The following is a 22,275-nucleotide window of genomic DNA, read 5'->3' as shown; positions in this document are numbered from 1 at the left end:
CCGTCCCGCCGAAGGGAGGTACCGCCGTGTCCGCCACCGACCAGACCTCGTCCGTTCACACCGCCCGCACCGACTTCCGGCTGCTGCTCCCGGCGGTCGCCGCTTGGGTGGTCGCAGCGGCGCTCCTTGGGCGGGCGCCGGGGCACGACGCCGTGTTCTACTGGCTCGCCGGCGCGGCCGCCGCCGCGGGTGCCGTGATGCTCGCCCGGCCGGGAGCACTGCGCCGGGGAGGCGCGGCGACGACGCTGGCCGCGATCCTGCTCACCGGTGCGGCGTCGGCCTCCGCGACGCTCCTGCACACCGCCGACCTGCACCGCGGACCGCTGCCGGGACTCGCCCGGGCGGCCGAGCACCGTCCGCCGCGTCAGCCGGGCGAGCCGGTCCGGGGCGTGGAGGTCGAACTGACCGTCGTGGGCGATCCCAAGTCCCATGCGTTCCGGGGCGGTACGACCGGCGGGCAGTCCGTGCTCACGCTGGACGCCGTGGTGGACCGCGTCACCGTCTCCGGGGAGCGGGCCGTCCAGACCCGGACACCGGTCACGGTGATGGTGCGGGGCCAGGACGCCGGCCCGTGGCAAGGGCTGCTCCCGTCCGCCCGGCTCGCGGTGGAGGCCGAGGTCAGGCCGGCGGGGGAGGGGTACGACACGGAGGCCGCGGCACTGCTGGTGGCCCGGGGCGAGCCCCGGCTGCTCGCGCCGCCGAGTCTGCCGCAGCGGATCGCCGGGCGACTGCGCGAGGGACTGCGGACGGCGAGCGACGGGCTCCCGCCGGACGCGCGGGGGCTCCTGCCCGGGCTCGTCGTCGGGGACACCTCGCGGCTCTCCGACGACCTCCTGGACGCCTTCCGCGCCACCGACCTCGTGCACCTGGTGGCCGTGAGCGGGGCCAACCTGGCGATCGTCCTCGGCGTCCTGCTGGGCGCCCCGGGCCAGGCGGGCACGCCCGAACGGCGCGGGCTCGCGGCGCTGCTGGGCCTCTCGCTGCGCACCAGCGCCCTGCTCGGGACGGCGCTCACACTGGCGTTCGTCACGATCTGCCGACCGGAGCCCAGCGTGCTGCGGGCGGCGGGGACAGGCCTGATCGGCATGCTCGCGCTTGCCACCGGCCGTCCCCGGCAGGCCGTGCCCGCGCTCGCCGGGGCGGTGCTGGTCCTGGTGCTGCTGGATCCCTATCTGGCGCGGTCGTACGGCTTCCTGCTCTCCGTGCTCGCCACCGCGGGGCTGCTCGTCCTCGGGCCGCACTGGGCCGAGGCGCTGAGGTCCCGGCGCTGGCCGCACCACCTGGCGGGCGCCCTCGCGGCGACGGCGGGGGCCCAGGCGCTGTGCACGCCGGTGACGGTGGTGCTGTCCGGACACGTCAGCCTGGTCGCGATCCCGTGCAACCTGCTGGCAGAGCTGGCGGTGGCCCCGGCGACGCTGCTCGGCTTCGGGGTGCTCGTGCTGCAGCCGCTCTCCCCGGCACTGGCCCGGCTGCTCGCGGAGCCGGCCGGGGTGCCGGCGAGCTGGCTGGCCCTGGTGGCGCGGCGGGGCGCCGAGCTGCCCGGTGGACAACTGGCCTGGCCCGGTGGGTGGTTCGGGGTCGTGACGGTCGGGCTGGCCACGCTGGCGGCCTGTTGGGCGGCGCCCTTGCTGCTGCCCCGGCGGGCGGAGCCCGGTGCGCGTCCTCCCCGGCGGCGATGGGTGCGGGCGCTGGTGGCCGGTGTGCTGCTGGTGGTCCTGATCACGGTGCTACTGCGCCCACCGGTGCTGAGCCGGATCGCCACGGGCTGGCCGCCGCCCGGGTGGCGGATGGTGATGTGCGACATCGGGCAGGGAGACATGCTGGTGCTGCGGACGGATGCGCCGGGCAGTGCGGTGGTGGTCGATGCGGGGCCGGATCCGAACGCGGCCGATCGGTGCCTGCGGGACTTGGGCGTTACGGGCGTGCCGTTGCTTTTGGTGACGCACTTTCACGCTGACCACGTCGAGGGCGTGCCCGGAGTGTTGCGGGGGCGCAGAGTCGGTGCGATCGAGAGCACCACGCTGGACGATCCCCCGGGCGAGGCGGCCCGGGTGGCGGGGTGGGCGGCCAGCGCGGGCGTGCCGCTGATTCGCGCCAGGCGGGGTGAACGTCGCTCGGCGGGAGCGGAGTTGGCGTGGGACGTGGTCTGGCCGGGTGCGGGTACGGACGTCGAGGCGTCGGGTGCCAACAACGCGAGCGTCGCGATGGTGGTGACGGTGGGCGGCGGGGTGCGGATGGCGTTGCTGGGCGATCTGGAGCCACCGGCGCAGGCCGCGTTGTCGGGGCGGTTGGGGCGCGTGGACGTCCTGAAGGTGGCGCACCACGGGTCCGCCCATCAGTACTGGGACCTGGTCGACGCCTTGCGACCGAGGCTGGCGTTGATCTCGTGCGGCGAGGGCAATTCGTACGGGCACCCGTCCCCGCGGACTTTGGACCGGTTGCGCGGGCTCGGCGCGACGGTGCTGCGCACCGATCGGTCGGGGGACATCGCCGTCACGGGCGACTCCCCGGCCACCCTCGGCGTGGCCGTGCACCCGCAGAGCGCGCACGGAGCGCACAAGGCGGGCGCGCACGGCGCGGCCGACCCGGCCGACCCGGCCGACTCGGCCGAGTCCCGGACCGGCCGGGGCCCGCGGACCCCGCGGGCCCCGCCGATCTGACGGCCCGCCTTCCTCGCTCTCCTTCCATCCCCCGGGGTGGTGGGTCAGGGGTCTGGGGGATGGGGTGGGGGGGGAGGAGGGAGGATGGGGGCGGGCGGGGCGGGGCCCGGGGAACGATTGCGGCGCGCTCCGGGCCTGCCCGGAGCGCGCCGCCGGGAAAAGGGAAAGTGGTGGAGGCCCCCAGCCCCGACCGCCTTTCGCCACATGGGGGACGCCCTGGCGGCGCGGCGAATGGGACCGCGGATGTGGCCGAGCGGCCGCACGCGCCTGGCGTGCGGCCGCTCGGGGTGGGTCATCGGAGGCCGGCGGGCGGCTTCCGCCGTCCGGCGGTCAGCGGACCGGCAGGACCCGGGTGTGCTCCTCGCGGACGGCCTCCAGGGCGTTCGGCTTGAGGCCGAGCAGCTTCAGGATGGTCGGCGCGATCTGCTTGGTCTCGACCTTCTCGTCCTCGCGGACGCCGCCCGGGGTGCCCGCGCCGGAGACGACCAGCGGCACGTTCAGGTCGTCGGCGTGGGCCCCGCCGTGCTCGGCGATCTTGCTGCCGCCGGTGTAGACGACGCCGTACTGCGCGACGCCGAAGACGTCCGGCACCCGGGGGTCGCCCGGGTCGACGCCGAAGTGGTCGGCGGCCTCGTCGCCCGCGTAGATCCGCTCGATGCCGCTCCGGGTGAACGGGCGGGCCTTGCCGTTGATGTCGACGCCGTTGCCGCTCTGCGCCAGCAGGTAGTTCTTGGCGAACCCAGTGGCGGCGTCGGAGCGGTCGTTGAGCCAGAGCAGCACGCCGTCGTCGTCGACCGCGTGGGCGACGAGGTTGCCGGCGCCCGGGTGGGCGGCCTTCCAGGCGGCGTTGAGGCCGTCCAGCAGCGGCCCGTCGTCGATCCGGTTGAGCGCGGTCGGGTCGGTCGGGGACTGGCCGTGCTTGGCCGACAGGATGATCGTGGTGGAGCCGTCGAGGTGCTGCGCGCGCAGTTCCGCGGTCAGGGCGCCGATCTGCTGGTCGACGAACTCCAGGCTCTTCGCGAGCAGCGGGCCGGGCACGCCCTTGGTGGCGTAGCCGCCCTGGAGGCCGTCGGAGCTGTTGAGCTTCTGCGCGGTGGAGACGGACTGGAGGTTCAGGCCGAAGACCGCCGGGGTGCCGACCTTCTCCGCGCGGCTGTGGTCGTAGCCGTCGATCTCGTTGAGGACGGCCTGCACCTTGTACGAGTCGTACTGCTGGGTGGCCTTGTTGTCCTTGGTCCAGTCGCCGCTGTACCCGGTCGCCTTGCTGTTGATCTCCGGGGTGAAGAGGTCCTGGATGCCCTCGCCGGAGGGGCCGTTGAGGATGTCGTAGGCGGCGTGCTTGTCCGACCAGGCCGTGCGCAGGCCGGCCTGGCGGGCCACCTCGAAGACGGTGTTCACCTGGAGGTAGGAGTGCGGGTAGACCGGCTGGCAGGTGTCCGGGTCGACCGGCAGCTTGGCCGGGTTGATCAGCGTCTGCGGCCGGCCGGTCATCTGCAGGATGGAGCCGGGCAGGCCGGCGAGGCCCTGGCCGGCGTCGATCGAGTCCTGGTTCTTGTCCAGGTCCTCGGTGAGGTCGATCTCGACGCCGGGCTTGGCGTTCTCGCAGTCGGTGGTGCCGGCCGGGAGCAGTTCGGCGTTGTAGGTGTCGTCGTAGTAGACGCCGGTGGTGCCCGGGCCGCCGCCGGTGAGCTGCGCGACCATGCCGGGGAAGGAGTCCGAGGGGTTGGTGGTGCTCGCGCGGGTGTACTCGACACCGCCGCCGACCAGCCGGGCCAGCGCGGACTGGGGGTGCTGGGCCACGAACCAGGCGAGGTCCGACTGGTGCAGGCCGTCGACCGAGACCAGCAGCACGTGCTTGGCGTGGGCGTCGCGGCCCTCTTCGGCGGCGGCTGCCTGGGCGACGGTGGATCCGGCCAGCACTCCGGCGGCGCCGAGGGTGGCGGCGAGCCGGACGTAACGACGGGTCACGGAAGACTCCTGTCGAGGGGGAAGGTGGCTGCGGCGGTGCGCTCATAGGGTGGGAGGCCCCGGTATACCGGCGGCGGCCGGGGAATGAACAGCGTCGGACTCCTCGGCGGAGAAATTCGAGAATTCGGCGAATCTCACCAAGTGGACTCACGGTCAACGGAATTGGTGAACATGCACCGTCAATGAACGGGCAGCCGGAAATGTCCTCGGTCCGAATGGGGCCGGCCGCGGCGTTCCGGGGAGTCCGGAACGCCGCGGCCGGGGGTGGGGCGGGTGGGGCGGTTCAGCCGTCGGTCGCCGTGGTCGTGTACGGGGCCTGGGCGTGGGTGGCGGCGTACATCAGGGCGGTCTTCATCTTGGGCCAGAAGTAGGAGTCCTGGCAGGAGTAGGCGGGCATGAAGCCGGAGCAGCCGCGGGAGTCGCTGTCGCCGACCTCGATGGTGAAGCTGGCGGTCCCGAGCTTGTCGTAGACCCAGTCGTCGGTGCCGCCGGCGGCGTCGTAGAGAATCTCGCCGGCCTGGCCGGCCTGGTAGTTGGTGAGGGTGCCGAGTTTGCCGGCGAGGGCGCGCAGCGCGGCGTCGTTGCCGGTGTGGACGGTGTGGTCGTGGGCCCACGGGAAGATGACCATGCTGGCGTCGCTGTGCAGGGTGATCATGATGCCGCGGGTGTCCGCCGGGGCGGGGTCGGTGTCGCCGGGGCCGCGCACGGCCGGGTAGAGGTTGCGGAACAGCCCTTCCAGGGCGGTGTTCTCGACTTCGGAGTCGGCCTGCGGCCCGAGGTAGATCTCGGAGCACGGGTCGGGGGAGGTGCCGAGTCCGCCCCAGTGGGTGCCGGCGTTGCGGTTGAGGTCGACGCCGATCTGGCCGGAGAAGTCGCAGGCGGAGCCGTTCGAGTCGTCGGCGTTCTTGCGCTGGTAGAGCGGGTTGTCGCCGCCCTGCTGGACGATGTCGACGCCGTCGGGGTTGGCGATCGGCACGACCCAGAGTTCGGTGGAGTCGAGGAGCGCGGTGACGTCCTGGTCGGTGCCGTAGCCGCCGGTGAGGTGGTCGATCCAGCGCCACGACATTTCGCCGGTGGTTATCTCGCGGGCGTGGATCTGGCTCATCAGGAAGAAGCGGGGTTTGGCCGAGTTCGGTGAGAGCGAGCAGTCGTTCCCGGTCCGTTTGGTGATGCAGACGGCTTTGAGGTCGTAGCCGCCGGGCCGGCCGTTCTGCTTGCGCCAGGACTGGCCGTAGGTGACCACGGTCGCCAGGTCGGGGTGCTGGGAGGCGACTTGGTCGAGGTGGGCGTAGTGGGCGTTGACGGTGTGGTAGCCGCCGTCGTACGTCTCGTTCGGGTCGCCGGCTGCCAGTTGGCCGCTCCTGGGACGGAGTTGGAGCGGCGCCTGGGCCGGGTCGGGCATCGTCCGCTCGACCGTCGGCGTGAAGCCGAGCAGTCGCAGCCGGGTGCCGTCGCGGGCGTCGCCGAGGACGAACAGGTCGTCGCCCTGCCGGTGTTCGAGCAGGTCGAAGCCTGCGCCGGTGAGCGTCTGGGCGTCTGCCGCGGTGTGGGTGGGGATGCGGTAGACGAAGACGTTCCCGGGGCCGGACCGGTGGGTGTTCTGGGCCGTCGCGCTCGGCACGGCGGTGAGGGCGAGCGCGGTGAGTGCGGCGAGGGTGCCGGCCGCGAGGGCGATGGAACGCTTCCTGGCCATGGGGGCCTCCGAAGTCGTGGGGGTGTCGCGTGGGGGACGGGTGGTGGAGCGGGCGGGGAACGGGAAGCAGGGAGTGCCAAGCGTTTATGTCAGGGGCATGACATCAAGTGCGCCGCACGCCACCACCACCGTCCATGAAGCAAAGCGCCGCCCCGACCGCCCGTCAACTCCCGGCGGGGAGTTTTCCGTTGCGGCCAGGGCGGTCAAGTCCGCCGGAACGGTCAAGTCCGCCAGAGCGTGCAAGTCGCCCCGGGCGCCCAGGCGGTCGAGCCGGCCGGGGTGTGGTCAGCCCTCCTCGCGCCAGCCCTCGTACTCGGCGGCGAGCGCGTCCAGGGCGCGCAGCCTGGCCGGGGTCCACCCGTCCTCCGGGGGTTCGACGACGACCAGCCACTGGGCGTCCTCGGCGTCGTCCTCGCCGGCCAGGGCGTCGCGGACGACCTCCAGTTCGCCGAGATCGGGCTGGGTGGCGCTGAGTTCCTCCGCGGCCTCGTCGGCGGCGTCGCGGTCGGGCAGGACGAGCAGCTGCCGGGCGTGCGGGTCGTCGACGTCCGGCTGGTCGGTGGTGAGGTCTTCGGTCACCGGCCCATTCTCCAGGTCCGCCGGGCGGTGCCGTCGCCCAGGTCCGGCCGGGGCTGTCCGCGCTCCGTGGGATGCTGGTGGGGATGGCCAGGAAGAGTGCACCCGACGACCTGCTCGCCCCGCTGACCCTCGCGGTCGGCCAGGAGGAGCTGCTGCTCGACCGCGCGGTCGCCCAGGTGGTGGCGGCGGCGAAGGCGGCGGATCCGGACACCGACGTGCGGGACGTCCCGCCGGGCGGGCTCCAGCCCGGCAGCCTGGCCGAGCTGACGACGCCGTCGCTGTTCGCCGAGCGCAAGGTGATCGTGGTCAGGGCCGCCCAGGACCTCTCCGCCGACTCCGTCAAGGAGGTCAAGGCGTACATCGAGGCCCCGGCCGAAGAAGTGATCATGGTGCTGGTGCACGCGGGCGGTGCCAAGGGCAAGGGCCTGCTGGACGCGGGGCGCAAGGCGGGCGGCCGGGAGGTGGCCTGCGCCAAGCTGGCGAAGGCGAGCGAGCGGCTGGCCTTCGTCAAGGGCGAGTTCCGCACGCTGGGGCGCTCCGCGACGCCGGAGGCCTGCCAGGCCCTGCTGGACGCGCTCGGCAGCGACCTGCGCGAGCTGGCTGCCGCGTGCAGCCAGCTCACCTCGGACGTCGAGGGCACGATCGACGAGACCGTCGTGGCCCGCTACTACAGCGGCCGGGCCGAGGCCACCGGCTTCGAGGTGGCGGACCTGGCCGTCACCGGCCGGGCGGCGGAGGCGCTGGAGCGGCTGCGCTGGGCGCTGGCGGTCGGGCAGCCGCCGACGGGCATCACCTACGCGCTGGCGTCCGGCGTGCGCAGCATCGGGCGGCTGGCGAGCGCCGGGCGGAACATGCGCCCGGGGGACCTGGCGCGCGAGCTGGGCATGCCGCCGTGGAAGGTCGACCGGGTCCGCCAGCAGATGCGCGGCTGGACGGGCGACGGCGTGGCCGTCGCGCTGACGGCGATCGCGCAGGCGGACGCCGCGGTCAAGGGGGGGTCGGACGATCCGGCCTTCGCCCTGGAGCGCGCGGTGGTCGCGGTGGCCCGAGCGGCCCGGGCGGGCAGCCGTCCGTCGTACTGAGCCGTCCTAGACCGTCCTGGGCCGCCCTAGGCCGTACTGAGCCGTACTGGGCCGTACCGACGAGCGCGGCCAGGGGCGCCTCGAAAGCCCCCGCGCCCCCGCACGCTCCCACGCTCCCGCGCGCCCCCGGGGGCGTCACTCCCACCGCCCGCATGGGCCCAACGCGACAGGCGCCGTGACCGGCCTCTGGAGAAGAGGGGGGTCACGGCGCCTGCCGTAGTGCTGTGTGCACCGCACCCGCGTGGCGAACGCAGGCCGCGTGCGGTGCGAGTCTCGCGCGCCTCAGGGGTCCGGGTAGAGGGCCGGGTCACCCTGCGGCGTCGGGGGCCGGTGGCCCCCGGTGGCGTCAGGCCTGGACGGCGGTGTTGACGCGCTTGGTGATGGCCGACTTCTTGTTGGCGGCCTGGTTGGCGTGGATGACGCCCTTGCTCACGGCCTTGTCCAGCGCCTTGGAGGCGGCGCGGGCCAGCACGACGGCCTTCTCGGTCTCGCCGGCGGCAGCGGCCTCACGGGCCTTGCGCAGAGCGGTCTTCAGCGAGGACTTGACGGCCTTGTTGCGCAGGCGCGCCTTCTCGTTGGTCTTGTTGCGCTTGATCTGGGACTTGATGTTCGCCACGAAGGAGCCTCAGTCTTGTCTAAAAGGTATTGAACGGGTTGCACCTTCGGGCCGTCGGACCAGCTGAGAGGGCATGCCGAGGCCAGGTGCAGCTGACTACGCTACCAGGGGCCCGCCGCCCGCCCCAAACCGGCCGGAGCGCCGCACCCCGGCCGGCCGCACGTCCGGCTGGCCGCATCCCGACCGCCCGCGCACCGAGCTACGCGTCGAGGACCGGCTCGCCGTAGTGCTCGACCTCAGGGAAGGGCCGGTAGAAGCGGTGCAGGAGGTCCCGCCAGCGTTCGTACTCGGCGGAGCCGCGGAAGCCCTCGGTGTGGTCGGCGAGGGTCTCCCACTCGACCTGGAGCAGGAAGCGCGAGCCGCGCCCCTCGTCGAGGCAGCGCCGCAGCTGCAGCGAGCGGAAGCCGCGCTGGACGGCGATCAGCGGCCGGGCCTCGGCGAAGGCGGCGAGGAACTCGTCCTCCCGGCCGGGCAGGACGTCGAGCAGGGCGCTTTCCAGGATCATGGGACGCCATCCTGTCGCCGCTCGGTCCGGGCGGGAAGGCCTGCTCCGCACCCCCACGAACGACCCGGGCCGGACCGAACGGCGGCCCGCGCCGGGGTCGTGGGAGGATGGGAGGAACTATTTCGATCGGACGAGACTGTCCGGTCCCCCCGGGAAGCCGGTCAGCGATGACCCGGACGCCCCCGGCCCCGGACCAACGGAGAATCGGACCAAGGTGCCCGCGACCCCCAGCAATGTGCCAGAGCCCAGCCGTACCGACCCGGCGCTGATCCGCAACTTCTGCATCATCGCCCACATCGACCACGGCAAGTCGACGCTCGCAGACCGGATGCTGCAGATCACCGGCGTCGTCGACCCGCGGCAGATGCGTGCCCAGTACCTCGACCGCATGGACATCGAGCGTGAGCGCGGCATCACCATCAAGTCGCAGGCGGTCCGCCTCCCGTGGGCGCCGAAGACCGGGCCGAACACCGGGTCGACGCACATCCTCAACATGATCGACACCCCCGGCCACGTGGACTTCACGTACGAGGTGTCCCGCTCCCTCGCCGCGTGCGAGGGCACCATCCTGGTGGTCGACGCGGCCCAGGGCATCGAGGCGCAGACCCTCGCCAACCTGTACCTGGCGCTGGAGAACGACCTCACGATCATCCCGGTGCTCAACAAGATCGACCTGCCGGCCGCCCAGCCGGAGAAGTACGCCGCCGAGATCGCGCACATCATCGGCTGCGACCCCTCCGACGTGCTCCAGGTCAGCGCCAAGACCGGTCTGGGCGTCGAGGACCTGCTGGACCACATCGTCAACACCATCCCGGCCCCGGTCGGCGTCAAGGACGCCCCGGCCCGCGCGATGATCTTCGACTCGGTGTACGACTCCTACCGCGGCGTGGTCACCTACGTCCGTGTCGTGGACGGCCAGCTCACCAAGCGCGAGCGCATCGCGATGATGTCCACCGGCGCGACCCACGAGCTGCTGGAGATCGGTGTCATCTCGCCCGAGCCGAAGGTCGCCGACGGCCTCGGCGTCGGCGAGGTGGGCTACATCATCACCGGCGTGAAGGACGTCCGGCAGTCCAAGGTCGGTGACACGATCACGTCGATGCACAAGGGCGCGACCGAGCCGCTCGGCGGCTACAAGGACCCGCGCCCGATGGTGTTCTCCGGCCTGTACCCGCTGGACGGCTCGGACTACCCGCTGCTGCGCGACGCCCTGGACAAGCTGCGCCTGAACGACGCCGCCCTGGTGTACGAGCCGGAGACCTCGGTCGCGCTCGGCTTCGGCTACCGCTGCGGCTTCCTCGGCCTGCTGCACCTGGAGATCATCCGGGAGCGCCTGGAGCGCGAGTTCAACCTCGACCTGATCTCCACCGCCCCGAACGTGGTCTACCGGGTGATCATGGAGGACGGCACCGAGCACACCGTCACCAACCCGAGCGAGTTCCCGAGCGGCAAGATCGCCGAGGTGTACGAGCCGGTCGTGCGCGGCACGATCCTCGCGCCCAACGAGTTCGTCGGCGCGATCATGGAGCTGTGCCAGTCCCGCCGGGGCAGCCTCCAGGGCATGGACTACCTCTCCGAGGACCGGGTCGAGCTGCGCTACACCCTGCCGCTCGCGGAGATCGTCTTCGACTTCTTCGACCAGCTGAAGTCCAAGACCCGCGGTTACGCGTCCCTCGACTACGAGCCCATCGGCGAGCAGACCGCCGACCTGGTCAAGGTCGACATCCTGCTGCACGGCGACGCGGTCGACGCGTTCTCCGCGATCGTGCACAAGGACAAGGCCTACAACTACGGCGTGATGATGGCGGGCAAGCTGCAGAAGCTCATCCCCCGCCAGCAGTTCGAGGTGCCGATCCAGGCGGCCATCGGTTCCCGGGTGATCGCCCGCGAGACGGTCCGCGCGATCCGCAAGGACGTCCTCGCCAAGTGCTACGGCGGTGACATCTCGCGCAAGCGCAAGCTGCTGGAGAAGCAGAAGGAGGGCAAGAAGCGGATGAAGATGGTCGGCCGCGTGGAGGTCCCGCAGGAGGCCTTCATCGCCGCGCTGTCCACCGACGCCGAGGCCCCCAAGGAAAAGAAGTAACGGAAGAGAAGTAGCAGCGGCGGAAGGGCCCGGAGCGATCGTGCTCCGGGCCCTTCCGCGCGTCCGGGGACGGTCATTTCCCGTCCGGGGAGGGTCACTTCTGCTCCCGTCCGGGGACGGTCACTTCAGTGCGCCGAGCACCCCGGCGACGATCGCGGCCTTGGCCAGCCGCCCCGCCGTCCCGGTGAGCACGGTGGGCCGCATCGAGTCGTCCCCGCGGACCAGTTGGAGCATCCCGTCGTGCCGCCCGAGGCTCAGGCACTGCGCGACGTACTTGTACGCGAAGGGCCCGTCCGTGCGCCCGTCGAGCAGCTTGCCGACGTACTGGCCCATCGGCAGGGCGGTGGCGCAGCCCATCCGCAGGGTCCCGGTGCCGGGGACGGTCACCGCGGCGGCGTCGCCGACGACGTGGACGTCCGGGTGGGACACCGACCGGAGGTACTCGTCGACCAGGGCCCGGCCGCGGTCGTCGACGGCCAGTCCCGCCGCGGCGGCCAGCGGGTGCGGCTCCATCGAGGCGGCCCAGACGGTGACGTCGGCGTCGACCGGGCCGGTGGTGGTGCGCAGCCCGGTGGGGGTGACCTCGGTGACGGTGGCGTCCTCGTGGACGGCCACGCCGAGCCGGTCGAGGACGCGGCGGACGTGGGCGCGGCCCTTGGGGGAGTAGATGCCGCCGACCCGGCCGGCGGTGACGATCCGCACCCGCCACCGGGGGTGGGCCTCGGCGAGCTCGGCGGCGAGCTCGATGCCGGTGGCGCCGCCGCCGACGACGGCGAGGGTGCCGGGTTCGCCGGCGTCGCGCAGGCGGTGGTCGAGTTCGGCGGCGCGTTCGGCGCCGTAGGCGTGCTCGGCGGCGCCGGGGACGTCGTGCCAGGCGGTGCGGCTGCCGAGGGCGTAGACGAGGGTGTCGTAGCCGAGGACGGTGCCGTCGTCGAGCTGGACCTTGTGGCCGTCGAGGTCGAGTCCGACGGCCCTGGCGCGGCGGTGCTCGATGCGCCGGCCGCGCGCGAGCCGTGCGATGGCGGGCCAGTCCCGCCCGCCGCCGGCCGCCGTCTCGTGCTGGCGGACGCGGTGGAGGAGCCGCTCCTCGGGCGCGACGAGGGTGACGGCGTGGTGCCGGCCGGCGCCCTTGGCGGTGCTGAGTCCGGCGTAGCCGGCGCCCAGGACGACGATCCGCTTCTCGGTGGTGGTGCTGCTCATCTCGTCCGCCTCCCTGCGAGGTGCGCTGTCGTTCAGCGCGGTTCGGCAAGGGGACGACGCAGCCGGACGGGGTGTGACAGTGACCTGCGTCACGCCCCGCTGCTCAGCCCCTCGAAGGGGCCGAGGTGGGTGAGCTTCCCGGGGTTGACCACGACGTACGTCCCGGTGATCAGGCCGTCGGCGACGGTGAACGCCAGCACGCCGGCGACGGCTCCGGTGGTCGAGTCGTACCAGACCATGCCGGGTTCGCCGTTGACCTCGGCGAGGGCGAGCCGCAGCTCCGGCGTGAACCACTTCGCGACCGAGCCGGCGATCAGGCGGGTGACCTTGTCGGCGCCGCGGACCGGGCGGGCGGCGGCGCGGACGATGCCGCCGCCGTCGGCGGTCCACACCACGTCCGGGTCGAGGACGGCCATCAGCCCCTGGAGGTCGCCGCCGAGTGCCGCGGCGGCGAACGCCTCGACGGCGCGCCGGTGTTCGGCCCGGTCGGCGCTCGCGCGGCGGCCGCCGTCCCGGACCCGGCGGCGGGCCCGGGAGGCGAGCTGGCGGGCGGCGTCGGGGGTGCGGTGGAGCGAGTCGCCGATCTCGTCGAAGCCGACCGCGAAGACGTCGTGCAGCACGAACGCGGCCCGCTCGGCGGGGGTGAGCTGTTCCAGGACGGCGAGCAGCGCGAGCGAGACGGACTCGCCGCGTTCGGCGAGTTCGGCGGGGGAGTCGGGGGCGCTCGCGTAGGAGACGGACGGCTCGGGCAGCCACTCGCCGCTGTAGGACTCGCGGCGGGCCCGGGCGGAGCCGAGCTGGTCGTAGCAGAGCCGGGTGACGACGGTGGTGAGGAACGCCCGTGGGTCGGCGACGGCGGCGCGGTCGGCGGCCCGCCAGCGCAGCCAGGCCTCCTGGAGGACGTCCTCGGCGTCGGTGAACGTGCCGAGCAGCCGGTAGGCGACCGAGCCCAGGTAGCGTCGGTTCGCCTCGAACGCGTCCGGGGCCTCCTCGTCGATCACGGGCCCAAAGGTAGCGGTCCGCACGGGGAAAGCGAAGGCCGGGTGAGCGGGTCCGGGCCGCGCGGAGGGCCGGCCCTTCGGACGGCCCGGGCCGTCCGAAGGGCCGGCGAACGCGAAGGGCCCGGGAACGCGGAGGGCCGGAGCGGGAGAGTCCCGCCCCGGCCCGAACGCGACCTCCGGTCAGTCCACCTCGGCCACGGCCTCCGCGAACTGCGCCTGGTACAGCCGCGCGTACGCGCCGCCGGCGGAGATCAGTTCGTCGTGCGAGCCCTGCTCGACGATCGAGCCGTTCTCCATCACGAGGATCACGTCGGCGTCCCGGATGGTGGAGAGCCGGTGCGCGATGACGAAGCTGGTGCGCCCGGTGCGCAGCCGGGCCATGGCCCGCTGGATGAGCACCTCGGTGCGGGTGTCGACGGAGCTGGTCGCCTCGTCGAGGACGAGGATGGAGGGCTGCGCGAGGAAGGCCCGGGCGATGGTGATGAGCTGCTTCTCGCCCGCGCTGACGCCGGCGCCGTCGTCGTCGATGACGGTGTCGTAGCCGTCCGGCAGGGTGCGCACGAAGCGGTCGACGTGGGCGGCCTTGGCGGCCTCGACGACCTGCTCGCGGGTGGCGCCCTGGGCGCCGTAGGCGATGTTGTCGGCGATGCTGCCGCCGAACAGCCAGGTGTCCTGGAGCACCATGCCGATGCCGGAGCGCAGGTCCTCGCGGGACATCGCGGAGACGTCGACCCCGTCGAGGGTGATCCGCCCGCCGCTGACCTCGTAGAAGCGCATCAGCAGGTTGACGAGGGTGGTCTTGCCGGCGCCGGTGGGGCCGACGATGGCGACGGTCTGGCCGGGTTCGACCTTGAGCGAGAGGTCCTCGATGAGGGGCTTGTCGGGCTCGTAGCGGAAGGAGACGTCCTGGAAGGCGACCCGGCCGTGGATCACGTCGGGCTTCTCGGGCATGGCCGGTTCGGGGGTCTGCTCGGGCGCGTCGAGGAGTTCGAAGACGCGCTCGGCGGAGGCGACGCCGGACTGCACCAGGTTGGCCATGCTGGCGACCTGGGTGAGCGGCTGGCTGAACTGCCGCGAGTACTGGATGAACGCCTGCACGTCGCCGATGGACAGCGCGCCGCTGGCGACCCGCAGTCCGCCGACGACGGCGACGAGCACGTACTGCAGGTTGCCGATGAGCATCATCGCGGGCTGGATGATGCCGGAGATGAACTGGGCGCGGAAGCTGGAGGCGAACAGTGCCTCGTTGTGCTCGCGGAAGGTCTCGGCGGACTCGCGCTGCCGGCCGAAGACCTTGACCAGGGCGTGCCCGGTGTACATCTCCTCGATGTGGGCGTTCAGCCTGCCGGTGGAGGCCCACTGCTGGACGAACTGCGGCTGCGCCCGCTTGCCGACCTTGGCGGCGACGACCACCGACAGCGGTACGGACACCAGGGCGATCGTCGCGAGCAGCGGGGAGATCCAGAACATCATCGCGAGCACGCCGACGACGGTGAGCAGCGAGTTGACGACCTGTCCGAGCGTCTGCTGCATCGACTGGCTGATGTTGTCGATGTCGTTGGTGACCCGGCTGAGGACCTCGCCGCGCGGCTGCTTGTCGAAGTAGCTCAGCGGCAGGCGGGCGAGTTTGGCCTCGACGTCCTGGCGCAGCCGGTAGCCGGCCCGCTGGATGGCCTTGGTGGCGAGGCGGCCCTGGACGATGCCGAACAGGGCGGAGGCGACGTAGATCGCGAGCACCCAGAGCAGGACGGTGCCGATGGCGCCGAAGTCCATGCCCTGGCCGGGGGTGAAGTCGACGGAGGAGAGCAGGTCGGCGATGCCGCCCTGGCCGTGGGCGCGCAGCCCCTCGACGGCCTGCGCCTTGGAGGTGCCGGGCTCGAAGCGGGCACCGACGACGCCGGCGAAGATCAGGTCGGTGGCGTTGCCGAGGACCTTGGGGCCGGTGACGGCGCAGCCGATGCTGAGCACGCCGAGGCCGAGGACGGCGGCGAGCAGGGGGCGTTCGGGGCGCAGCAGGCCGAGCAGGCGCTTGCCGGAGCCCTTGAAGTCCATGGACTTCTCGGTGCCCTGGCCGCCCATGAAGCGGCCGGGGCCGGCCGGTCCGCGGCGGGCGGCGGCGGCCTGGGAATCGCTGGGGAGCTCGTCGGCCGTCGCCCGGTCCGACGGCTGATGCCCGGCGGGCTGCTGGGGGGCGCTGGGCTTGCGGGGGGTGGTCACGCCGCCTCCTGCTCGGTGAGCTGGGAGAGGACGATCTCCCGGTAGGTCGGGTTGCCGGCCATGAGCTCGTGGTGGGTGCCGCTGCCGACGACGGCGCCTTCGTCGAGGACGATGATGCGGTCGGCGTCGCGGATGGTGGAGACGCGCTGGGCGACGATCAGGACGGTGGCGTCGGAGGTCTCGTGGGAGAGGGCCTTGCGCAGCCGGGCGTCGGTGGCGTAGTCGAGCGCGGAGAAGGAGTCGTCGAAGAGGTAGACGTCGGGCTTGCGCACGAGGGCGCGGGCGATGGCGAGGCGTTGGCGCTGGCCGCCGGAGACGTTGCTGCCGCCCTGGGCGATGGGGGCGTCGAGGCCTTCGGGGAGCTTCTCGACGAAGTCCTTGGCCTGGGCGACGTCGAGGGCGTGCCAGAGTTCCTCGTCGGTGGCGTCGGGCCGGCCGTAGCGGAGGTTGCTGGCGACGGTGCCGGTGAACAGGTAGGGCTTCTGGGGGACGAGGCCGACGCTCTCGGCGATCGCCTCGGGGGCGAGTTCGCGGACGTCGACGCCGTCGAGCAGGACCTGTCCGGTGGTGGCGTCGAAGAGCCGGGGGACGAGGCCGAGGAGGGTGGACTTGCCGCTGCCGGTGGAGCCGATGACGGCGGTGGTCTCGCCGGGGCGGGCGGTGATGGCGATGCCGCGCAGCACGGGGGCCTCGGCGCCGGGGTAGCGGAAGTCGACGTCGCGCAGTTCGAGGTTGCCGCGGCGCAGGACCTCGGTGACGGGCGCGGCGGGCGGCACGACGCTGGAGGAGGTGCCGAGGACCTCCTGGACGCGTTCGGCGCAGACCTCGGCGCGCGGCACCATCATGAACATGAAGGTGGCCATCATGACGCTCATGAGGATCTGCATGAGGTAGGAGAGGAACGCGGTCAGGGCGCCGATCTCCATGCCGCCGCTGTCGATGCGGTGGGCGCCGAACCACAGGACGGCGACGCTGGAGACGTTCACGACGAGCATGACGGCCGGGAACATGAACGACATCAGCCGGCCGACCTGGAGCGCGACGTCGGTGAGGTCGCCGTTGGCCTCGCCGAAGCGGGCCTGCTCGTGGTCGTCCTTGACGAAGGCGCGGATGACGCGGATGCCGGTGATCTGCTCGCGCAGGACGCGGTTCACCGTGTCGATCTTCTCCTGCATGCTGCGGAACTTGGGGCGCAGCGCGCGGACGAGCAGGAGGACGACGGTGCCGAGGAGGGGGATGACGGCGAGCAGCAGGCCGGACAGCGGGACGTCCTGGTTGAGGGCCATGATGATGCCGCCGACGCACATGATCGGTGCGGCGACCATGAGGGTGAAGCTCATCAGGGCCAGCATCTGGACCTGCTGGACGTCGTTGGTGGTGCGGGTGATCAGGGAGGGGGCGCCGAACTGGCCGACCTCGCGGGCGGAGAAGCTCTGGACGCGGTCGAAGACGGCCGCGCGGACGTCGCGTCCGAAGGCCATGGCGGTGTGCGCGCCGTAGTAGACGGCGCCGATCGAGCACAGGGCCTGGACGAGGGTGACGCCGATCATGACGGCGCCGACCCTGAGGATGTAGCCGGTGTCGCCCTTGACGACGCCGCTGTCGATGATGTCGGCGTTGAGAGTGGGCAGGTAGAGCGCGGCGAGGGTCGATACGAGCTGGAGGACGACCAGCAGGGCGATCGGTCGGGAGTACGGGCGCAGGTACGCCCTGAGCAGTCTGATCAGCACTTGCACACTCTTGTCGTCGACGGGTGGATTCGCATCCCAATTCTCGTTCCTTCGTGCACTCGTACAGACGATTCCCCCGGCCGGGACATGAGGTTTGTCCAGTCCTTTGCCGAACCGCCGGGCGGGCCGGGTTGCGGGGTTCACGCGGGTGCCGTCCGCGGGGCACCGGGGTGGTGGCGGGGTGCCTGGCGGGTAGACCCCCTTACGGAATGACCGGTTTCCCCCTAGGCTGCTGATTGCCCCCTTGTTACTCGCCGGTACCGCACGCGTAACGGGGGACCGGCGACCGCCCCCACGGGAGCCGCGACAAATCCCTCAGACGGCCACCCGCCCCCGGAGGTCCTCGTTGAGTTCCGCGCAGTCCCTGATCGACTCCGGCAGCGCCGACATCGTCGCCGGGCGTCCCGCCTCCGTCGCCCACCTGTTCCTGGAGCGGGTCGCCGCGACCCCCAACGCCGAGGCCTACCGCTACCCCGCCCCGGTCGACGAGCAGGCCGCGGACAGCGCCCCCGGCGCCGAGCAGTGGCGTTCGCTCACCTGGGCGCAGACCGCGGCCCGGGTCAAGGCGGTGGCCGCCGGCCTGATGGCGCTCGGCATCCAGCCCGAGGACCGGGTCGCCCTGGCCTCCTCCACCCGCCTGGAGTGGATCGTCGCCGACCTCGGCAACATGTGCGCGGGCGCGGCCACCACGACCGTCTACCCGAGCACCAACGCCGACGAGACGGCCTTCATCCTCTCCGACTCCGGCTGCCGGGCGATGTTCGCGGAGAACGCCGCGCAGCTCGCCAAGGCCGTCGAGCAGATCGGGGAACTGCCCGAACTGCGCACCGTCATCCTGTTCGACGCCCCCGCCGGGGCGCCCGAGACGGCCGGGCTCGACCTCATCACCCTGGCCGAGCTGGAGGAGCGCGGCGCCGCGTACCTCGAGGAGCACCCGGACGCCGTCGAGAAGGCCGTCGCCGCGCTCGACAAGGAGCAGCTGGCCACCCTGATCTACACCTCGGGCACCACCGGTCGCCCCAAGGGCGTGCGCCTGGTGCACGACTGCTGGGCGTACGAGGCGCGCGCCCAGGAGGCGAGCGGGCTGCTCGGCCCGGACGACGTCCAGTTCATGTGGCTGCCGCTGTCGCATGTGTTCGGCAAGACGCTGATCTCGGGCCAGATCGCCACCGGCCATGTGATGGCGGTGGACGGCCGGGTCGACCGGATCATCCACAACCTGCCGGCCATCCGGCCGACCGTCATGGCGTCCGCGCCGCGCATCTTCGAGAAGGTCTACAACGGCATCGCCGGGCGGGCCCGGGCCGAGGGCGGCGCGAAGTACAAGATCTTCCGCTGGGCCGCCGGGGTGGCCCGCGAGTACGCCCGGGTCGTCCAGGAGAACCGGATCGCCACCGGGGTGGACGGCGCGCCGTTCGCCCTGCGGGCGCAGCACGCGGTCGCCGACAAGCTGGTGTACGCGAAGATCCGCGCCGCGTTCGGCGGGCGCCTGCGCGGCGCGGTCTCCGGCAGCGCGGCGCTGGCCCCCGAGATCGGCTACTTCTTCCTCGGCGCCGGCGTGCCGATCCTGGAGGGCTACGGCCTGAGCGAGACCAGCGCCGGCTCCTGCGTCAACCGCAAGGAGGACGTGCGGATCGGCACGGTCGGCCGCGCCCTGCCGGGCACCGAGGTGCGGATCGCCGAGGACGGCGAGATCCTGCTGCGCGGCCCGGGCGTCATGCGCGGCTACCACAACCTGCCGGAGAAGACCGCCGAGGTGCTGGAGCCGGACGGCTGGTTCCACACCGAGGACATCGGCGAGCTCACCGCCGACGGCTTCCTACGGATCACCGACCGCAAGAAGGACCTGTTCAAGACCTCCGGCGGCAAGTACGTCGCGCCGAGCGAGGTCGAGGGCAAGTTCAAGGCGGTGTGCCCGTTCGTCAGCAACATCCTGGTGATCGGCAACGGCCGCAACTTCTGCACCGCGCTGATCGGCCTGGACGAGGCCGTGATCATGCCGTGGGCCGCCGAGCACGGCCTGGCCGGCAAGTCCTACGCCGAGGTGACCGCCGACCCGCAGGTCCACGAGCTGATCGAGGGCTTCGTGAAGAAGCTCAACGGCGACCTCCAGCGCTGGCAGACGATCAAGAAGTTCCACCTGCTGCCGCGCGACCTCGACATCGAGCACGGCGAGCTCACCCCGAGCCTGAAGATCAAGCGCCCGGTGGTCGAGCGGACCTACGCGGACGCCGTGACCGCGATGTACGCGGGGGCCAACGAGGCCTGAGCCGCCCCCGTCCCGTACGGCCCGCGGGTTCGCCCCGGCCGTACGGGACAATGGGGTCATGCCCTCCGCACTCCCCGACGGCGATCCGGTGCCGTCCGACGGTTCCCTGCCCGCGCACGCCCTCGACGGGCTCGGCACCCGGCCGTTCGGCTTCTACCTGCACGTGCCGTACTGCGCCAGCCGCTGCGGCTACTGCGACTTCAACACGTACACCGCCACCGAGCTCCGCTCCTCGGGCGCGGTCGCCTCGCAGGAGACGTACGCCGACAACGTGATCGCGGAGATCCGGCTCGCCCGTCGCGTCCTGGGCGACACGGACCTCCCGGTGGAGACGGTCTTCCTCGGCGGCGGCACCCCGACGCTGCTGCCCGCCCGCGACCTGGTGCGGATGCTCGCCGCGATCCGCGACGAGTTCGGGCTCGCCGACGGCGCCGAGGTGACCACCGAGGCCAACCCGGAGTCCGTCGGCCCGGCCTACCTCGCCGAGCTGCGCGAGGGCGGCTACAACCGGATCTCCTTCGGCATGCAGAGCGCCCGCCCGCACGTGCTGCAGCTGCTCGACCGCCACCACACCCCGGGCCGCCCCGAGGCCTGCGTGGCCGAGGCCCGCGCGGCCGGCTTCGAGCACGTCAACCTCGACCTCATCTACGGCACCCCCGGCGAGTCCGACGACGACTGGCGGGCCTCCCTGGACGCCGCCATCGGCGCCGGGCCCGACCACGTGTCCGCCTACTCGCTGATCGTCGAGGAGGGCACCCGCCTCGCCGCCCGCGTCAAGCGCGGCGAGCTCCCGATGATCGACGACGACGTCCACGCCGACCGCTACCTGATCGCCGAGCGGGCGCTCGCCGCCGCCGGCTACCACTGGTACGAGGTCTCCAACTGGGCCACCACCCCCGAGGGCCGCTGCCGCCACAACGAGCTGTACTGGACCGGCGCCGACTGGTGGGGCGCCGGCCCCGGCGCCCACAGCCACGTCGGCGGCGTCCGCTGGTGGAACGCCAAGCACCCCGCCGCCTACGCCCGGGCGCTGGCCGAAGGCCGCACCCCCGCCCTGGCCCGCGAGGTGCTGACGGACGAGGACCGCCGCGTCGAGCGCATCCTCCTCGAACTGCGCCTCGCCGAGGGCATCCCGCTCACGCTCCTCACCGACACGGCCCGCGAGGCGGCCGCCGAGGCGCTCGCGAGCGGCCTCCTCGCCCCCGACACCTACGCCGGGGGCCGCGCCACCCTCACCCTCCAGGGCCGTCTCCTGGCGGACGCGGTCGTGCGTGACCTGGTGGACTGAGCCGACCTCTAGGGTGTTCGCGTGACTACTCCAAGTGCGCGAGTGTGGGGGGTTCTGGAGAGCCTTGAGATCCCGGAAGGTGTTCGCGCCGAGCTCATCTTCGGGGAGATCTTGCTGTCCTTGAGCTCCGACCTGACGACCAATCTCATCGTCGAGTCCCTGATCCATCAGATCCCCGCCGAGAGGTGGCATCGCTGGACCAGGCAGGATGTCTCCTGTGGTGGTGGCAGTCGATTGCAGCCGGATCTCGTGGTGTTCGAGAGAGGGGCTGCCGAAGCGACTGTGCCGGTGGCGACGGTGGAGGTGGTCTCGAAGACCAGTGCGCTCCGCGATTACCGGACCAAGCGCGAGCTCTACGCCGAGGGCACGATCCCCGTCTACCTGATCGTCGACCCGATCAAGGCCGTCTGTGTGCTGCTCACCGAACCCACCCGGGCGAGCGCCTCGGGTCTGCCGGATTACGTCTCCGAGCGGACCACCAAGTTCGGCGAGCCCATTCCGGTGCATCTGCTGGGCGTCACGCTCGACACCTCGGAGTTCCAGACCTACGCCTGACCCGGGAGGGTCGCGAAGTCGATCAACTCTTCCACCCTGCCCAGGAGTTCGGGCTCCAGGTCCTTGTAGGAGTTCACCTTCGACAGGATGTGCTTCCACGCCGCCGGGGTGTCGACGGGCCAGCCCAGGCGGCGGCAGACGCCTTCCTTCCACACCTCGCCGCGGGGGACCGTCGGCCAGGCCGGGATGCCGACCGAAGACGGCTTCACCGCCTGCCAGATGTCGATGTAGGGGTGGCCGACGACCAGCACGTCCTCGCCGGTGACCCGGGCGGCGATGCGGTGCTCCTTGGTGCCCGGCAGCAGGTGGTCGACCAGGACGCCGAGGCGGCGGCCGGGGCCCGGGGCGAAGTCGGCGACGATCGCGGGCAGGTCGTCCACGCCCTCCAGGTACTCGACCACGACGCCCTCGATCCGCAGGTCGTCGCCCCAGACCCGCTCGACCAGTTCGGCGTCGTGCCGGCCCTCGACGTAGATGCGGGACTCGCGCGCCACCCGGGCGCGGGCGCCGGGGACGGCGACCGAACCGGAGGCGGTGCGGGCCGGGGCGCGGACGGGGGCCGGGCCGGACGGCCGGACCAGGGTGACGACCCTGCCCTCCAGCAGGAAGCCGCGCGGCACCATCGGGAACACCCGGTGCTTGCCGAAACGGTCCTCCAGGGTGACGGTGAACCCCTCCGCCGTCTTCTCGCAGCGCACCACCGCCCCGCAGAAGCCGGTCGCCGCCTCCTCGACCACGAGGTCCCGCTCGGCGGGCACCTCCGGGGCGGGTGCCTGCTTCTTCCACGGCGGGGTCAGGTCGGGTCCGTACTGGCGGCTGCGCATGCCGG

Annotated in this window: 16 protein-coding genes; 6 read left to right on the top strand and 10 right to left on the bottom strand. The window is 72.4% G+C overall.

The genetic code is table 11. The features are described from left to right. The first annotated feature begins 26 nt into the window (after positions 1 to 26). Positions 27 to 2,660, top strand: a complete 2,634-nt coding sequence (locus tag ACFVSN_RS24375) for a ComEC/Rec2 family competence protein (RefSeq protein WP_387956564.1) — start codon at positions 27 to 29, stop codon at positions 2,658 to 2,660. Positions 2,661 to 2,990: 330 nt separating this feature from the next. Here ACFVSN_RS24375 and ACFVSN_RS24370 read toward each other — a convergent pair whose 3' ends face one another. The 3 genes from ACFVSN_RS24370 to ACFVSN_RS24360 all read right to left on the bottom strand — a co-directional run bounded on the left by ACFVSN_RS24370 (position 2,991) and on the right by ACFVSN_RS24360 (position 6,900). Next, positions 2,991 to 4,628, bottom strand: coding sequence for an alkaline phosphatase family protein (locus ACFVSN_RS24370; RefSeq protein WP_380444777.1), 1,638 nt, complete (start codon positions 4,626 to 4,628; stop codon positions 2,991 to 2,993). 283 nt (positions 4,629 to 4,911) lie between these two features. After that, entirely contained in the window at positions 4,912 to 6,321 is a 1,410-nt protein-coding gene (locus ACFVSN_RS24365) for a M14 family zinc carboxypeptidase (RefSeq protein WP_380444778.1), read from the bottom strand. 285 nt (positions 6,322 to 6,606) lie between these two features. Continuing rightward, positions 6,607 to 6,900 (bottom strand): hypothetical protein, encoded by a 294-nt coding sequence (locus tag ACFVSN_RS24360; RefSeq protein ID WP_380444779.1) that lies wholly within the window; start codon positions 6,898 to 6,900, stop codon positions 6,607 to 6,609. A gap of 83 nt (positions 6,901 to 6,983) precedes the next feature. On the opposite strand from ACFVSN_RS24360, the gene holA reads away from it, so the two are divergent. Continuing rightward, a complete protein-coding gene (holA, locus tag ACFVSN_RS24355) occupies positions 6,984 to 7,982 on the top strand; it encodes a DNA polymerase III subunit delta (protein ID WP_380444780.1) in 999 nt (332 codons plus the stop codon). A 346-nt stretch (positions 7,983 to 8,328) separates the two neighbouring features. Here holA and rpsT read toward each other — a convergent pair whose 3' ends face one another. Together rpsT and ACFVSN_RS24345 are read right to left on the bottom strand one after the other, a co-directional pair. After that, entirely contained in the window at positions 8,329 to 8,598 is a 270-nt protein-coding gene (rpsT, locus tag ACFVSN_RS24350) for a 30S ribosomal protein S20 (protein WP_218205877.1), read from the bottom strand. 199 nt (positions 8,599 to 8,797) lie between these two features. Further along, complete coding sequence (locus tag ACFVSN_RS24345) at positions 8,798 to 9,103, bottom strand: antibiotic biosynthesis monooxygenase family protein (RefSeq protein WP_380444781.1); 306 nt, start codon at positions 9,101 to 9,103, stop codon at positions 8,798 to 8,800. 214 nt (positions 9,104 to 9,317) lie between these two features. Between ACFVSN_RS24345 and lepA the strand changes: the two genes are divergently transcribed. Then, the gene (lepA, locus tag ACFVSN_RS24340) at positions 9,318 to 11,186 is read left to right on the top strand and encodes a translation elongation factor 4 (protein WP_380444782.1); all 1,869 of its coding nucleotides are present in this window, start codon (positions 9,318 to 9,320) and stop codon (positions 11,184 to 11,186) included. Between the two features lie 120 nt (positions 11,187 to 11,306). On the opposite strand, the gene ACFVSN_RS24335 is transcribed toward lepA, so the two are convergent. The 4 genes from ACFVSN_RS24335 to ACFVSN_RS24320 form a co-directional block, all read right to left on the bottom strand. After that, positions 11,307 to 12,386 carry an NAD(P)/FAD-dependent oxidoreductase gene (locus ACFVSN_RS24335; RefSeq protein WP_380500187.1) on the bottom strand — a complete coding sequence of 360 codons (1,080 nt, stop codon included), beginning with the start codon at positions 12,384 to 12,386 and terminating at the stop codon, positions 11,307 to 11,309. 89 nt (positions 12,387 to 12,475) lie between these two features. Then, a complete protein-coding gene (gene sigJ, locus ACFVSN_RS24330; RefSeq protein ID WP_380500188.1) occupies positions 12,476 to 13,387 on the bottom strand; it encodes an RNA polymerase sigma factor SigJ in 912 nt (303 codons plus the stop codon). Between the two features lie 180 nt (positions 13,388 to 13,567). Beyond that, positions 13,568 to 15,466 (bottom strand): ABC transporter ATP-binding protein, encoded by a 1,899-nt coding sequence (locus ACFVSN_RS24325; RefSeq protein ID WP_380444826.1) that lies wholly within the window; start codon positions 15,464 to 15,466, stop codon positions 13,568 to 13,570. A 134-nt stretch (positions 15,467 to 15,600) separates the two neighbouring features. Further along, a complete protein-coding gene (locus ACFVSN_RS24320) occupies positions 15,601 to 17,334 on the bottom strand; it encodes an ABC transporter ATP-binding protein (protein WP_380444785.1) in 1,734 nt (577 codons plus the stop codon). A gap of 346 nt (positions 17,335 to 17,680) precedes the next feature. On the opposite strand from ACFVSN_RS24320, the gene ACFVSN_RS24315 reads away from it, so the two are divergent. Genes ACFVSN_RS24315 through ACFVSN_RS24305 form a run of 3 tightly spaced genes read left to right on the top strand, consistent with a single transcriptional unit; the run spans position 17,681 to position 21,446 of the window. Next, positions 17,681 to 19,603, top strand: coding sequence for an AMP-dependent synthetase/ligase (locus ACFVSN_RS24315; protein ID WP_380500189.1), 1,923 nt, complete (start codon positions 17,681 to 17,683; stop codon positions 19,601 to 19,603). 58 nt (positions 19,604 to 19,661) lie between these two features. Beyond that, complete coding sequence (hemW, locus tag ACFVSN_RS24310) at positions 19,662 to 20,891, top strand: radical SAM family heme chaperone HemW (protein ID WP_387589026.1); 1,230 nt, start codon at positions 19,662 to 19,664, stop codon at positions 20,889 to 20,891. A 21-nt stretch (positions 20,892 to 20,912) separates the two neighbouring features. Next, positions 20,913 to 21,446: a Uma2 family endonuclease gene (locus ACFVSN_RS24305; protein ID WP_387589029.1), complete on the top strand. Its 534-nt coding sequence runs from the start codon at positions 20,913 to 20,915 to the stop codon at positions 21,444 to 21,446. On the opposite strand, the gene ACFVSN_RS24300 is transcribed toward ACFVSN_RS24305, so the two are convergent. Continuing rightward, a complete protein-coding gene (locus ACFVSN_RS24300) occupies positions 21,437 to 22,270 on the bottom strand; it encodes a DUF3097 domain-containing protein (protein WP_380498169.1) in 834 nt (277 codons plus the stop codon). The two genes, ACFVSN_RS24305 and ACFVSN_RS24300, sit on opposite strands and share 10 nt — an antisense overlap. Positions 22,271 to 22,275: the final 5 nt, after the last annotated feature.

Source organism: Kitasatospora sp. NPDC057904 (assembly GCF_042887925.1).
Lineage (GTDB): Bacteria > Actinomycetota > Actinomycetes > Streptomycetales > Streptomycetaceae > Kitasatospora.
Note: the sequence above shows the minus strand (reverse complement) of the source record. Positions and strands in the feature narration are given on the sequence as shown.

Coding starts and splice junctions, on each gene's coding strand:
- ACFVSN_RS24365 (WP_380444778.1), bottom strand. CDS start 6,321: ATGGCCAGGAAGCGTTCCATCGCCCTCGCGGCCGGCACCCTCGCCGCA.
- holA (WP_380444780.1), top strand. CDS start 6,984: ATGGCCAGGAAGAGTGCACCCGACGACCTGCTCGCCCCGCTGACCCTC.
- ACFVSN_RS24345 (WP_380444781.1), bottom strand. CDS start 9,103: ATGATCCTGGAAAGCGCCCTGCTCGACGTCCTGCCCGGCCGGGAGGAC.
- ACFVSN_RS24335 (WP_380500187.1), bottom strand. CDS start 12,386: ATGAGCAGCACCACCACCGAGAAGCGGATCGTCGTCCTGGGCGCCGGC.
- ACFVSN_RS24325 (WP_380444826.1), bottom strand. CDS start 15,466: ATGGGCGGCCAGGGCACCGAGAAGTCCATGGACTTCAAGGGCTCCGGC.
- hemW (WP_387589026.1), top strand. CDS start 19,662: ATGCCCTCCGCACTCCCCGACGGCGATCCGGTGCCGTCCGACGGTTCC.
- ACFVSN_RS24300 (WP_380498169.1), bottom strand. CDS start 22,270: ATGCGCAGCCGCCAGTACGGACCCGACCTGACCCCGCCGTGGAAGAAG.